The sequence below is a fragment of the Sphingomonas sp. CCH15-F11 genome (assembly GCF_001557005.1).
Lineage (GTDB): Bacteria > Pseudomonadota > Alphaproteobacteria > Sphingomonadales > Sphingomonadaceae > Sphingomonas.
Genome location: NZ_LSKG01000028.1, coordinates 1 through 11,756, shown reverse-complemented (window position 1 = coordinate 11,756; position 11,756 = coordinate 1). Strand labels below are relative to the sequence as shown.

Below are 11,756 nucleotides of genomic sequence, written 5' to 3'. Positions count from 1 at the left end.
AACCCTCCTTAAATCACAACCTCAAATCTGTGCCATTGGTGCTGACGGGGGACAGCCACGGATCACGTTCCAGAGCTGGGGCAGTTCGTCGATGCTCGTCTTGCGGATGAAGCTCCCGACCTTGGTGATCCGCGGGTCGTTGCGCAGCTTGCAGTCGCGCATCCACTCTTCACGGGCGACCGGATCGGTTTCCAGAATGTGGCGGAGACGCTCCTGCGAGTCGGTCACCATGCTGCGAAACTTGAGACAGCCGAACTCGCGGCCATCGCGGCCAAGCCGACGATGCGCGAAAATCACCGGCCCGCGATCGGACAGGTAGATCGCCAGCATGACCAGGAGCAGCAACGGTGCCAGGAAGATCAAGGCCGCCATCGCCAGCGTGACGTCCGCCGCCCGGACGAGGGCAGAGGTAAGACCTGCGGCCGATTCGGAACCGGTCGACTTTCCAGACGCTCGATTGGCTGATTGGGTGGCCGAAATCGCTACGTCCATGAAAGCTCCCTTTCTTTATGGCGCGCCTGGCTCACGGTCGCGTTGAGTCATTCAAGTTAATCGAGCGTTACTTAAGGGTTTTGCGCGTGCAACACAATCGCTGCAATGCAACATAATTCCGAAGCCGTGCCGGCCGAGCCTTGAGATGCCGGGCAACGGAAATTGACGCGTTCGGAAGGTCGATCCCCTTTTGAAGTTCCCTAGCGTGCGAGTCAGGGCAGGAAATGACGCAATTGCGAAGGCGCCGCAACCGCGGCAGACCGGATTTGTCGGTTGAACGGCCTGATAATGCGACGGCCCGACGGACGCGCTTGTCCCGTCCAAGGACAAGGTGCCTGCGACCCCGTACAAGCGTAGCGAGAACGGCCGGATAAGTGGTAGAGGCACGCGCGACCGTCACCGATGGCTTGAGCGGCAGGTGCCTGCTATCGACCCGACCTTGCCAAATGGCGACACGAGGCTGACTTACCACCCGATGCTTTACGCGCTCCTCACCCTCGCCTTCCTGGGATCACAGACCGGCGCTGCGGCAGTCGGCAGCCCGGCCGTGACGCAAGCCGCGCCCGCGCCCCCGCCCGCGCCTGGAACGTCGTCTGGTGCACCGCAAAATTTGCCGCGCGCCCAGACGTCCGATTCGCCTCAGAGTTCGGGGTTCCTGTCCGCCGGCCAGCTGGTCGACCGATGCCGCGAGCCGGCGCAGACCAGCGCATCCTATTGCTTTGCCTATATCGCTGCAGTGCACGACATGGCGCGGGCGTACGAAGTGTGGCTGGAGCAGCGTGAATTCTGCATCCCGCCCGCGACGACGCAGGCGGAATTGCGCAACATCTTTCTCGCCTATGCGGCGCGAAACGAACAGATCCGCGCTGGCCAGGCGGCTTCGGCGATCCTCGTCGCGCTGAAGACCGCCTATCCATGCGTGCCCGTCACGCCATCACCGCCGGTCGTCGCGCAACCGGCACCGGCATCGCGATGACGATCGTGCAGCCCGGAATCGACCTTGCCCCCCACGATGGCGGGCGCGACGCAGCCGCGATCCGGTCGCCGCGCCCCTTGCCCGCGATCGACATCGCGGCGCATCGTCGCCGGCGGAACCGGCGCAACCTGATTCTGGCCGTTGCGCTCGCCGCCCTGCTCATTTTCGCGGCGGCCGATGTCTATTTCGTCATGCGCGCGCTGGAATCGTCGGCCCTGCCCAGGCAGCGTCCCGGTACCGTGATCGACGTGCCGCCGATCGCGCCCGTGGCGCCGCCGTCCGATCCCGCCGCGCTGCGCAAGCTGACGGTCGAGGAGGCGTTGGACGAGAATGCCCGCATCCCGTTCGCCAAGGGCCCGAACCCGTCCGCCCCGGCGCTCGTCGTCGCGTCGGGCAGCCCGGATTGGGACCGGTCGGTCGGATGCCTGACCGCGGCGATCTATTACGAGGCGGGGAACGAGCCGCTGGGCGGGCAGCAGGCGGTCGCGCAGGTCGTGCTGAACCGGGTGCGGCACCCAACCTATCCCTCGACCGTCTGCGGCGTCGTCTATGAGGGCGCGAATCGTCCGACCGGTTGCCAGTTCACCTTTACCTGTGACGGATCGACCGCGCGGGCGCCGGATCCGCGCCGATGGGAACAGGCGCGCTTCGTTGCCGAATCGGCGCTGCGTGGCCAGGTCTACGCCCCGGTCGGTCTGGCGACGCATTATCATGCCGATTATGTCGTGCCCTATTGGGCGTCATCGCTCGCCAAGACGATCCGCATCGGTCGGCACATCTTCTATCGCTGGAACGGCTTTTGGGGCACTCCGACGGCCTTTACCCAGCGCTATGCGGGCGGCGAACCGATGATCGGCGTCATGCCCGACAGCGCGATGTCCGCGGCCGCGCCCGTTGAGACCCCGGAAACGCCGACGGTGGCGACGATCGCGGACCGGCCGATCCTGGCCTATCGCGACGCCGCATCGCGCACGGCCGGGCCGGTCGACGCTGCGGCGGTGGCGACGGACGGCCCCGCCCCCGGCGCGGCTGGAACGAGCGCTGCCGCGGCCGCCGCGCCCGGGCCACCCGCGGTGCGCAAGCCTGCGGGCAGGCGCTTCGTCATCGGCATGAATGAGGCCGCACGCGAAGAACGCGCGGACCGTACGGCGGAGTCCACCGCGCCGGCACCCTGACCCGGACGCACCCGGAGCAGCGCGCAATCGTCAGGCGGCGACGCGGGCAGCGACCAGCGGCTGCCACCAGTCCTCGTGGCCGAGATACCAGGCAAGGGTTTCGGCAAAGCCCTGCGCAAAGTCGCGCGCGGGGGCATATCCGAGTTCCGACCTGATCTTGGTTTCGTCGATCGCATAGCGGCGGTCATGGCCCTTGCGATCCTCGACATACCGCTTGAGCTCGGCGGTTGCGCGACCCTGGGCGGCGGGGGCGCCGGGAAAGCGCCGCGCGAGCGACGGATCCGCCGCGAACGCCGCGTCGATGCCACGACAGATTTCCTCGACCACCGTCAGATTGGGCAGTTCCTGGCCGCCACCGACATTGTAGGTCTCGCCGATCCGGCCGTGCTTCAGGATCAGCTCGATCCCGCGACAATGATCCTCCACGTGCAGCCAGTCGCGCACGTTCATCCCGTCGCCATAGATCGGCAGCGCGCGGCCGGCGAGCGCATTGAGCGTGAACAGCGGAATGAGCTTTTCGGGAAACTGGAACGGGCCGTAATTGTTCGAACAATTGCTGGTCGTCGTCTCCAGCCCGTAGGTGTGGTGATAGGCGCGGACCAGATGGTCGCTGCCCGCCTTCGACGCCGAATAGGGCGAGTTGGGCGCATAGGGCGTCGTTTCGCTGAACGCCGCGTCATCGGGCCCGAGCGAGCCATAGACCTCGTCGGTGGAGACGTGATGGAAGCGGTGCGGTCGCCCGGTGCCGGTGTCGAGCCACGCCGCCTTGGCCGCCTTGAGCAGGCTATGCGTCCCCACGACATTGGTGGTGACGAACGCATCAGGGCCAGTGATCGAGCGGTCGACATGGCTTTCGGCGGCAAAATGCACGATCGTGTCGATGGCATGATCGGCGATCAGGCGACCGACCAGTTCGGTGTCGCAGATGTCGCCACGGACCAGCTCGACCCCGTCGAGCCCGGCGATGTTCGCGGGATTGCCGGCATAAGTCAGCGCATCGAGCACCACGATCGTGTCCGCCGGCGACACCCGCCGCCAGTGGTGGACGAAGTTCGCCCCGATGAAACCGGCGCCCCCCGTCACGATCAGATTGGCCATTGTTCGGATCCTTTACTGCCGTCCTGCAATCGAAACCGCTGCTTTACGGACGGCGACGCCGGGAAACAATGCGCTTCGACGGCGGTGCGCAAGCGCGACCTCAGTCGAATGCGGCGATGTCGGCAAAGCGCTGCCCGGCGCGGTCCTTGGCCGAAATCTGCGGCGCGATATCGCCGAGCGGCCAGTCGATCGCGATGTCCGGATCGTCCCAGGCGAGCGAATGCTCGTGCGCGGCATCGTAATAGCCGGTGCATTTGTAGAGGAAATCGGTGTCGTCGGCGAGGCTGAGAAAGCCGTGCGCAAAGCCCGGCGGGACCCAGAACATGCGCTTGTTCGCCGCCGACAGCTCGACGCCGACCCAGCGGCCATAGGTGGGCGAGCTGCGCCGCAGATCGACCGCCACGTCCCACACGCAACCGTTGACGACACGAACCAGCTTGCCCTGCGGATTGGGGTTCTGAAAGTGCAGGCCGCGCAGCACGCCGCGCGCCGATCGGCTGTGATTGTCCTGCACGAAGTCGAGATCGAGACCGAGTTCAGCAAAGCTGCGCGCGTTCCAGCTTTCCATAAAGAAGCCGCGATCGTCGCCGAACACCTTCGGCTCGAGGATCACCAACCCCTCGATCTCGGTGTCGATCCGCTTCATGCGCGCGCGGCCTTGCCCTGCAACAGGCCCATCAGATATTCGCCATAGCCGCTCTTGCGCAGCGGCGCGGCGACCCGCTCGAGCTGGGCATCGTCGATGAAGCCCTGGCGCCAGGCGATCTCCTCCGGACAGCAGATTTTCAGGCCCTGGCGCTCTTCGGTGATCCGCACATAGAGCGCGGCGTCGATCAACGATGCATGCGTCCCCGTGTCGAGCCACGCATAGCCGCGCCCCATGATCTCGACCGCCAGCTTGCCCGCATCGAGATACAGCCGGTTGAGGTCGGTGATCTCCAGCTCGCCGCGCGGCGAGGGCTTCAGGTCACGGGCCAGCGCGACCGCGTCGCCGTCGTAGAAATAAAGGCCAGTGACCGCATAGTTCGACTTGGGAACCGCGGGTTTTTCCTCGATCGTCTCGGCTCGGCCATCGGCGTCGAAGGACACGACGCCATAGGCGCGTGCGTCGCTGACATAATAGCCGAACACGGTCGCCCCGTCGGTACGTGCCTGCGCCCGCGCCAGCAGTTCGCTGAAGCCATGGCCGTAAAAGATGTTGTCGCCCAGCACGAGCGCGGAGGGTGCGTCGCCGACGAAATCGGCGCCGATATGATAGGCCTGGGCCAGCCCCGCGGGTTCGGGCTGCACCGCATAGTCGATCGCCATGCCCAGATCCGCGCCATCGCCCAGCACGGCGCGGAACGCCGCCTGATCCTGGGGCGTGGTGATGACCAGCACCTCGCGGATTCCCGCCAGCATCAGCGTCGACAGCGGATAATAGATCATCGGCTTGTCGTAGACCGGCATCAGCTGCTTCGAGACGCCGCGGGTCAGGGGATAGAGGCGCGTGCCCGAACCCCCGGCGAGTATGATCCCCTTGCGCACCTTCATCCTTCCCGTTCGATCGCGCCCGATAAGCCCGGGCCGCGCGCAGTCGCCATCGCCTCTACGCAGTCGGGTGGCGCAGGGCAATGCGGCCGCGCTGGCCCCGCCGACATCGCCGGTTGATCTGGCGCGCCGCGAATGCCAAGCCGCCGCCGGAACGGGAAAGGGCGACTATGGACGGCGCATCGACGGCCACGCGCGAGATTCTGGTGACGGGCGGGTCGGGGCAGGTCGGCACCGAACTGCAACGCTTGGCCATGCCGCCGGGGTGGCGGATCGTCGCCCCGCCGCGCGGCGAACTCGACCTGGCCGATCCGCGATCGATCGCTGCCGCGGTGCGGGCGCGCCCGTGGGCGGCAATCATCAACGCGGGGGCCTATACCGCGGTCGATCAGGCCGAAAGCGATGTCGTCGCCGCGTGGCAGGTGAACGCGATGGCCCCTGCGGCGCTCGCCGCCGCCGCAACTGAGGCCGGGGGCATTCCGATCGTTCACGTCTCGACCGATTATGTCTTTCCCGGCGATCGCGCCGGCGCATGGGAGGTCGACGATCCGGTCGCGCCGCTCGGCGTTTATGGCGCATCGAAGCTGGCGGGCGAGCTGGCGATCGGGACGGCGCAACCGCGCCATGCGATCGTGCGCACCGCCTGGGTGGTCAGCGCGCACGGCCGCAATTTCGTCAAGACCATGTTGCGGCTCGCCGCCGACCGCGACGTGCTTCGCGTCGTCGCGGACCAGCACGGTTCGCTGACCGCGGCCGCCGACCTCGCCGCCGCGCTCGCCGCTGTCGCCATCCGGATGGCGCAGGATGACGGCGCACCGGCCGGCATCTTTCATTTCGCCAATCAGGGGCCGACCACATGGCATGGAGTCGCCGAAGCGGTGCTGAAAGAATCGGCCCCGCGCGGCGGACCGTCGGCACAGGTTCTGCCGATTTCCAGCGCGGAGTATCCCACGCCCGCGCGACGGCCCGCCAATTCGCTGTTGTCGACCGCGCGGATCACGCGGGACTACGGCATCGCGCCCCGCCCGTGGCAAGTTGCGCTGAACGAAATCCTCGACGAATTGCTGGCAGCACCTGGGCCTGCCACGGCGTGAGTTTCGACCGTCCGCGCGATTTCCATCGTCACCCCGGCACTAGGCCGGGGTGACAGGAACGAACCGTGGCGCGTTCTGAACCAGCCGCTCAGTGCTGGTACGCCTTGGGCAGCGCGCCTTCCTTGGGATCGAGATAGCGGTCGCGCAGGCGCAACTGGCGGTTGCCCAGCGGCTGTTCGACCCCGTCAATGAAGACCGCGGTCGGCGTCGCGCCGATTTCCAGCGGATCGGCGTCCCAGATCACGACATCGCCGCGCCGCCCCGGGCGCAGCGAGCCCAATTCGCCGCCCATGCCCATAATCTCCGCAGGCTTCGAACTGATCGTCGCGAACGCCTGGCCCCAGTCGAGCCCGGTCGCACCGGGGACGCGGGTCAGCGCGACGAGGTTGCCGGCGAACTGCTTCACATGCCGTGCCTGGCGCGCTTCATTGTCGTCGACATTGCCGATGGCGACCGTGACCCCTGCCGCGACCATCCGCCCGACATTGGACTGGGTCGCGCCCAGCTGGTCGAAATCGGCGGGCAGATCGGCGAGCGCGTTGGCGATCACCGGCACGCCGGCAGCCGCGATCTCGCGCGCGACCATCCAGCCTTCGACCGCACCGACCAGCACGATGTCGAGCGCGGGCATCTCGCGCTTCAGGCCGAGCACGACCTGAATGTCGAGCGCGCGATCGACCTTGATCAGCAGCTTCTGCTGGCCGTTCACCACCGGCACGAGCGCGGCGGCGTCGGCGCGGGTCAGCAGCGCGTCCTTGCCGCGATCGTTGAAGCTCGCGGGATTGCGCGCATAGTCGCGCGCCTCGAACAACGCGTTCCGGAACATCGCGATCGCCGCCGGGCGGCTGCCGCCCGCGGTACGCGCGCCCGCCACGCCATATTCCATGAACTGGAACAGCCTGGCGCGCGTGATCGGGCTGGTGTCGTTGCCCAGATCGATCATCGCGCCCTGTCCGCCAAAGATCGACGCCCCGGTGTCGGGCACGATCACCGCGCGGGTAATGCCTTCGCTGCGGTTGAGCGTGATCGCCTGCCCGCGCCAGTTGACCGCCGGGGCGATGTCCAGACTGGCGTTGAACACTGAATCGGCGGCGGCGCTGTCGTCGGTTTCGCGCACGCCGTCGACATCGACCAGCCCGACCCGCGAAAAGCCCGCGACGATGCCCGGCGATACCCACCGGCCACCTGCGTCGATGACCCGCATCCCCGCCGGCGCGGCGACACCGGCACCCGCCGCGACGACCCGGCCGTCGCGGATCACGACGGTGCCGCCTTCGATCGGGGCGGAGCCGTCGCCGACGACCAGTTTGGCGTTGGTGATCGCGACCGTCTGTGCGGCCGCGGGGAACGCAGCAAAGGCCAGCGCACTGCCGGCCAAGCGCATGAGGGTGGTTCGCATCGTCACTTCACATCCCCCTCGCCCGGCTGGCCCAGCTCGAAATCGGAAACCGGCCGCATCTTCGGATTGTTCGCGTCGAACATCAGCGCACCGTCGATCCACACCCGTTCAGGGCGCGTGTAGACGCTGAACGGATCGCCGTTCCACAGCACGATGTCCGCCATCTTGCCGGGCTTCAGGCTGCCGGTCATCTGCTCGACGCCCAGCGCGCGGGCGGCGTTGATGCCGACCCAGGTCCAGGCGCGCTCCTTGCTGATCGGGATGCCGGCGCGTTCGGCGGACTTCACCACCTTGGCGATTTCCTGGTTCAGACGCTGAATGCCGTTCGCGTCGTCCGAATGGATCATCGCGCACGCGCCCTCCTTGTCGAGGATCGCCAGATTCTCGCCAATCGCGTCGTAGGACTCCATCTTGAAGCCCCACCAGTCGGCCCAGACCGCCGAGCAGGCGTCGTTTTCCTTCAGCAGGTCGGCGATCTTGTAGCTTTCGACCGCGTGGTGGAACGCGCGGACCTTGTAGCCGAACTCCTTCGCCATATCCATGACGATGGCCATCTCGTCGGCGCGGTAGCAGTGGTTGTGGACGAGGATTTCGCCGTCGAGCACCCCGCGCAGCGTATCCATCTGGATGTCGCGGCCGGGCGCGTCGCCGCCCTCCTCCTCATATTTATCCCATTTGCGGTCATATTCCTGCGCCTTGGCCCAGGTCTGGCGGTCGACCGCGACATTGCCCATGCGGGTGGAGGGAATGCGGCCCTTGGCGCCATAGACGCGCTTCGGGTTCTCGCCGCACGCCATTTTCAGGCCATAGGGCGCGCCGGGAAACTTCATCCCCTGCATCGTGCGGGCATAGACGTTCTTGAGCGTGACCGAGCGCCCGCCGAACAGATTGGCCGATCCGGGCAGGATCTGGAGCGTCGTCACCCCGCCATTGGCGAGCGCGCGGGAGAAACCCGGGTCCTGCGGCCAGACGCTGTGTTCGGCCCAGACCTCCGCCGTCACCGGACCGGTCGCCTCGTTGCCGTCGGAATGCGCCTGCACCGCCGGGGTCGGATAGTCGCCCAGATGGCTGTGCACATCGATGATGCCCGGCGTTACCCATTTGCCCCGGCCGTCGATGACCGTTGCGCCCTCCGGCGCGGCGATCTGCTGGCCCAGCGCGACCACCTTGCCGTCGCGGAACAGGACCGCGCCATTGTCGATCCGCGCGCCCTCGCCGTCCAGGATGGTCACGTTAGTGATCAGGGTCGGCACGCCGGGATAGACGCGATAGGTCGACGGAAACGGATTGTGGTCGAACCCCTTGCCTTTTCCGGGTGCGGGCTTCGACGATTTGGGCGCGGCCGATGCCGACTTCGCTTCCCCGCCCTGCGCGGCGCACGCGGCGAGCATGGTCGCCCCCGCCAGCAGCATGATGTTGCGTTTCACCGCTTTTCGCCTCCCCCTTCAAACACCGTTGCCTGGCAGGATCGCGACGGTCGCGCGCTGCCACACGGCCCCGATAGGTAGGATCGAAACGCGGCTCGTGTAAATCGACAACTTGCCGCGCGCGGCCGTCGGCAGGGCCCACCCGCACGCGCTGACCACCACGCTCCGAGGCGAAAGCCCCAATCTGGCGCAAGAACCGTGCAGCCGGGCCGGTGATTTCACTTGCAGCCAGACCCGTAACGAGCGACAATGATAATTGACATCGAATATGTCCAAAAATTTGGACAGTCATCGCCGAAAATCGGATGTGGCGATGGGTTCGCGTTTCGATCCGACAGTCGGATCGCGAAAGCAGGATGCGGTCAATGCAGACGGACGGACATGATTGCGCCGACACGCTCGCCGCCGGGTGCGCATGAGGATGCGCAACTCTGCCGCATCCGCCGTGTTCGACATCGGCATGACCGCTTTCGATCGTGCGCGCCACGTCGAACCGCTCAACACCAAGATCGTCCGGCATCACAACGGGGTCAGCGTGCTGCTCGACGACGGCAGCGCACAGCAGGCAAGCCAGGATCTGGAGGCACGCGCCAATGAGATGGTGGCGCTACTGATCTGGCGCACGAGCATCAGCCTCGACGCCGCGGTGGCCGATGAAGCGTTGCGCGGCGCGCGCGGCCCCGGCGCGTTTGCCATCATTCCGGCCAGCAACCCGTCATGGTGGGCGCTGCGCGACCAGGCGACCGACGACAACCTGCATATCCAGCTCGAACGCTCGCTGATCGCCGAAATCTGCCTGCGCGACGGCATGGAGCATGTGCCGAGCTTTGACAGCATGATCGGCTTTGCCCATCCGCTGATCGCCCAGCTCGGCGAATATGCGATCGAGCTGCTCGACCGCGAACAGCCGCCTTCGCGGCTCGCCTGGGATGCACTGATCACCGTGCTCGTGCTGGCGCTGGCGCGCATCGCCAACGAGCGCGGCGAGCCCATGCCGCGCACCATCGTGCGCAAGGGCGGGCTGGCCGGCTGGCAGATCCGGCGCACCACCGAATATATCCATGAGCGGCTGAACGAGACGATCGCGCTCAACGAACTCGCGGCGATCGCCGGCCTGTCGCCCTTTCATTTCGCGCGTGCGTTCAAGCAGTCGGTGGGCGATCCGCCGCACCGCTACCAGATCCGGCGGAGGCTGGAAAAAGCCTGCGAGATGCTGGTGGAAACCGACCTGCCGGTCATCGAGATTGCGACGGCAGTCGGCTACGAGACGCCACAGACGCTGTCGCGGCTGTTCCGGCGCGAATTCGGCATCTCGCCCAGCTTCTATCGCCGCGAATCGTCGCGCTGACCGCGTTTGCGGTCTGGCTCAGCCGGACTGAAACGGTGCGGCGCAAAGTCGGGTGACATCCCATCGATCCGCGCATTCTTTAGACGCTGGCCGGGAATGAAGGCTTTTACAAAAGCTCGCCATCTCTCCATCGTCACCCCGGCCTTGAGCCAGGGTCCCGCTGCCTGATCCGGCGCAAGAAACAGCGAGACCCCGGGTCAAGGCTCTCCTGAGCTTGTCGAAGGGCCCGGGGTGACGGGAATATTCCTGAATCGCAGCGAGCAGAACACGCGCTCCGAGCAAGGAGTAAGCTTAGCGAACGGACCGGTATCGACAAGCTCAGCAGCCTCTCAGGATGAGCCGGTCAAGACCGTCCGGTTTCATCCTGCGCTACCGCTTGCGGCCCTGATGCCGGATGTTCGCAGGCCGGCCGCGGCGTTTCAGCTCGCGCGGACCACGCGGGCCGCGCCCGGGCCGGCCGGCATCCGATCCCGATCCCTTGCCGTCGGGCAGTTCGAAACGGAGCGCACCCGACACCGGATTTGCCTCGACCAGGCGGAGCGAAAGGCGCTGGCCGAGCGCGAAAGCAGCGCCGGTTTCGTCACCGACCAGCTGCTGGCGGGTTTCGTCATAGCGGAAATATTCGCGGCCCAGGTCGCGCGCCGGGACCAGCCCGTCGCCGCCCACCCCCTCGATCGTCGCGAAGAAGCCGAAGCTCTGTACCCCGGTGATCCGCGCCTCCATCACCGACCCGACATGCTCGGACAGATAGGCCGCGACGTAGCGGTCGATCGTCTCGCGCTCGGCCTCCATCGCGCGGCGTTCCAGCCCGCTGATGACCTCGCCGATGCGCACCATTTCCGCATCCTCGGGCACCAGCCCGCCCGGCCCGAGATCATGGGCGGCGACGAGCGCGCGATGCACGACCAGGTCGGCATAGCGGCGGATCGGCGAAGTGAAATGCGCATAGCTTCCCAGCGCCAACCCGAAATGGCCATGATTGGCGGGGCCGTAATAGGCCTGGGTCTGGGTGCGCAGCACCTGCTCCATCACCTGTGCGCGATGATCCGCCTCCGCGACCTTGCCGAGAATGTGGTTGAACGTCGCGGGACGGATCACCTGGCCGAGTGCGAATTCGATGTCGAAGGTCTTGAGATAGTCCTTGAGCGCGACGAGCTTCTCACGCGCCGCGCGAGCGCCTCGACGCGCACAAGCTGATCGAGGATTACATGATCGCC

11 protein-coding genes are annotated in these 11,756 nt (G+C 66.6%); 4 read left to right on the top strand and 7 right to left on the bottom strand.

Annotated elements, in window-relative coordinates; genetic code table 11:
* Window positions 1–21: 21 nt before the first annotated feature.
* The gene (locus AX709_RS02775; RefSeq protein ID WP_082731591.1) at window positions 22–492 is read right to left on the bottom strand and encodes a sugar transferase; all 471 of its coding nucleotides are present in this window, start codon (window positions 490–492) and stop codon (window positions 22–24) included.
* Window positions 493–910: 418 nt separating this feature from the next.
* Here AX709_RS02775 and AX709_RS02770 point away from each other — a divergent pair, with 418 nt between their 5' ends.
* Complete coding sequence (locus AX709_RS02770) at window positions 911–1,468, top strand: Rap1a/Tai family immunity protein (protein WP_156454121.1); 558 nt, start codon at window positions 911–913, stop codon at window positions 1,466–1,468.
* Complete coding sequence (locus AX709_RS02765) at window positions 1,408–2,643, top strand: cell wall hydrolase (RefSeq protein WP_066546524.1); 1,236 nt, start codon at window positions 1,408–1,410, stop codon at window positions 2,641–2,643. The genes AX709_RS02770 and AX709_RS02765 overlap by 61 nt, the downstream gene beginning before the upstream one ends.
* A 30-nt stretch (window positions 2,644–2,673) precedes the next feature.
* Here AX709_RS02765 and rfbB read toward each other — a convergent pair whose 3' ends face one another.
* The 3 genes from rfbB to rfbA all read right to left on the bottom strand — a co-directional run bounded on the left by rfbB (window position 2,674) and on the right by rfbA (window position 5,268).
* Window positions 2,674–3,741 carry a dTDP-glucose 4,6-dehydratase gene (gene rfbB / locus AX709_RS02760; RefSeq protein WP_066546523.1) on the bottom strand — a complete coding sequence of 356 codons (1,068 nt, stop codon included), beginning with the start codon at window positions 3,739–3,741 and terminating at the stop codon, window positions 2,674–2,676.
* A gap of 100 nt (window positions 3,742–3,841) precedes the next feature.
* A complete protein-coding gene (rfbC, locus tag AX709_RS02755) occupies window positions 3,842–4,387 on the bottom strand; it encodes a dTDP-4-dehydrorhamnose 3,5-epimerase (protein WP_066480286.1) in 546 nt (181 codons plus the stop codon).
* Window positions 4,384–5,268 carry a glucose-1-phosphate thymidylyltransferase RfbA gene (gene rfbA, locus AX709_RS02750; RefSeq protein WP_066480583.1) on the bottom strand — a complete coding sequence of 295 codons (885 nt, stop codon included), beginning with the start codon at window positions 5,266–5,268 and terminating at the stop codon, window positions 4,384–4,386. The genes rfbC and rfbA overlap by 4 nt, the downstream gene beginning before the upstream one ends.
* A gap of 173 nt (window positions 5,269–5,441) precedes the next feature.
* Here rfbA and rfbD point away from each other — a divergent pair, with 173 nt between their 5' ends.
* Entirely contained in the window at window positions 5,442–6,365 is a 924-nt protein-coding gene (gene rfbD / locus AX709_RS02745; RefSeq protein ID WP_066546518.1) for a dTDP-4-dehydrorhamnose reductase, read from the top strand.
* An 88-nt stretch (window positions 6,366–6,453) separates the two neighbouring features.
* Here rfbD and AX709_RS02740 read toward each other — a convergent pair whose 3' ends face one another.
* On the bottom strand, window positions 6,454–7,764 hold the full coding sequence (locus tag AX709_RS02740; protein WP_066546529.1) for an amidohydrolase family protein: 1,311 nt from the start codon (window positions 7,762–7,764) through the stop codon (window positions 6,454–6,456).
* 2 nt (window positions 7,765–7,766) lie between these two features.
* Window positions 7,767–9,176, bottom strand: a complete 1,410-nt coding sequence (locus AX709_RS02735) for an amidohydrolase (RefSeq protein ID WP_197417129.1) — start codon at window positions 9,174–9,176, stop codon at window positions 7,767–7,769.
* 436 nt (window positions 9,177–9,612) lie between these two features.
* Between AX709_RS02735 and AX709_RS02730 the strand changes: the two genes are divergently transcribed.
* Window positions 9,613–10,539, top strand: coding sequence for an AraC family transcriptional regulator (locus tag AX709_RS02730; protein ID WP_066546517.1), 927 nt, complete (start codon window positions 9,613–9,615; stop codon window positions 10,537–10,539).
* A 369-nt stretch (window positions 10,540–10,908) separates the two neighbouring features.
* On the opposite strand, the gene AX709_RS02725 is transcribed toward AX709_RS02730, so the two are convergent.
* On the bottom strand, window positions 10,909–11,756 hold an 848-nt coding region (locus AX709_RS02725; protein WP_156454120.1), incomplete at its 5' end, for an RNB domain-containing ribonuclease.

Bases quoted from the DNA above. Each gene is read 5' to 3' on its own strand.
- rfbD (WP_066546518.1), top strand. From the start codon at position 5,442: ATGGACGGCGCATCGACGGCCACGCGCGAGATTCTGGTGACGGGCGGG.
- AX709_RS02775 (WP_082731591.1), bottom strand. From the start codon at position 492: ATGGACGTAGCGATTTCGGCCACCCAATCAGCCAATCGAGCGTCTGGA.
- AX709_RS02765 (WP_066546524.1), top strand. From the start codon at position 1,408: ATGCGTGCCCGTCACGCCATCACCGCCGGTCGTCGCGCAACCGGCACC.
- rfbC (WP_066480286.1), bottom strand. From the start codon at position 4,387: ATGAAGCGGATCGACACCGAGATCGAGGGGTTGGTGATCCTCGAGCCG.
- AX709_RS02735 (WP_197417129.1), bottom strand. From the start codon at position 9,176: ATGCTGCTGGCGGGGGCGACCATGCTCGCCGCGTGCGCCGCGCAGGGC.
- AX709_RS02730 (WP_066546517.1), top strand. From the start codon at position 9,613: ATGCGCAACTCTGCCGCATCCGCCGTGTTCGACATCGGCATGACCGCT.
- AX709_RS02740 (WP_066546529.1), bottom strand. From the start codon at position 7,764: ATGCGAACCACCCTCATGCGCTTGGCCGGCAGTGCGCTGGCCTTTGCT.
- rfbB (WP_066546523.1), bottom strand. From the start codon at position 3,741: ATGGCCAATCTGATCGTGACGGGGGGCGCCGGTTTCATCGGGGCGAAC.